The organism is Mediterranea sp. An20, from assembly GCF_002160055.1.
GTDB lineage: Bacteria > Bacteroidota > Bacteroidia > Bacteroidales > Bacteroidaceae > Bacteroides > Bacteroides avicola.
In genome coordinates this window covers 1-1,037 of record NZ_NFJV01000075.1, presented here as the reverse complement: position 1 = coordinate 1,037, position 1,037 = coordinate 1, and the positions used below count along the sequence as shown (strand labels likewise).

At 42.0% G+C, this 1,037-nt stretch carries 1 protein-coding gene; it reads right to left on the bottom strand.

The genetic code is table 11. The annotated features are described in order from the left end of the window. Positions 1–21: 21 nt before the first annotated feature. Positions 22–927, bottom strand: coding sequence for an IS982 family transposase (locus B5F34_RS17175; protein WP_087340946.1), 906 nt, complete (start codon positions 925–927; stop codon positions 22–24). Positions 928–1,037 lie beyond the last annotated feature (110 nt).

Sequence of the window (1,037 nt, the reverse complement as noted above, 5' to 3'; positions counted from 1 at the left end):
TTAACGTGAGTTCGATATAAATCAAAACATAGCAAGTTGCCCGTCCTTGACGAAACATAAGTCAATGGCGGGTTTCTTTTCAAAGAAGCAGTATGCAGCTATGGCAGAGAGAGAATTGGCGATGAAGTTGTTGAATGAACGGTGCCTGGAGTGTTCTATCTGTGCGATGTTCTTCAACTCATCATTGACCGTTTCTATCAAAGCCCGTTTTCTCAGCAGGATTTTGTCCGCTACGCTCATCAGGGAATTCTTCATGTTGTTCTTCACTTTGGTTATCAACTGTATGCCGTTAAGAAAAAGGTTCTCGAACAAAGCCTGCCCGATGTATCCTTTGTCCGCACACAGTTTGCCCTTTATGTTATTCAGGAACTTTTCCTGTTTTAACGGCTCACGGTCATCCACATTTCCCGGCGTGAACATGAAATTGAGGATTTCCCCTTTGTCGTTGATAATCAGATGCAGTTTGAAGCCGAAGAACCATCCCATAGAACATTTTCCACGCTCGGCAAGACCCTCAAAAGTCTTGTGAATCAGTATGCGTTGGTTCCGGCATACACGCAGCGGTGTGGAATCCACAAAACTGATGCCGGTACAAGTGCCCAGTAAGACCTCCTTGATGAAAACCGTCAGTTGCAACAGGACTTCCTTCTCCAATTCCACAAAACGGTTGTAGGACACACGTTTGGGAAAGAGATGTGTCAGATGCCTGCAGACATATTCCTTATAGTAATGCTTGAAACATCTGAAACCACCTGAATGGAACAGGATCAGGATAACCATAATTTCCGCATCATTCATCCGGTTCGGTTTGTTCCGGTGCCTATGATTCTTGTCTTCAACCATATATTTTTCCTGTACTTTGGCAAATTCCTTGCAAAAATCATCCGCCATGCAATAAATTTCCGTAACTTTAGCCTCTGAGAACATAGTGGTAATTGCTTAAATGTTATACTTGGACACTATAAATTTAATGCTTTTATCGCTATGTTCCTAATTTTCAAAGGAATAATTTCAATCCTTATATCGAACTCACGTTA

Coding starts and splice junctions, on each gene's coding strand:
- B5F34_RS17175 (WP_087340946.1), bottom strand. CDS start 927: ATGTTCTCAGAGGCTAAAGTTACGGAAATTTATTGCATGGCGGATGAT.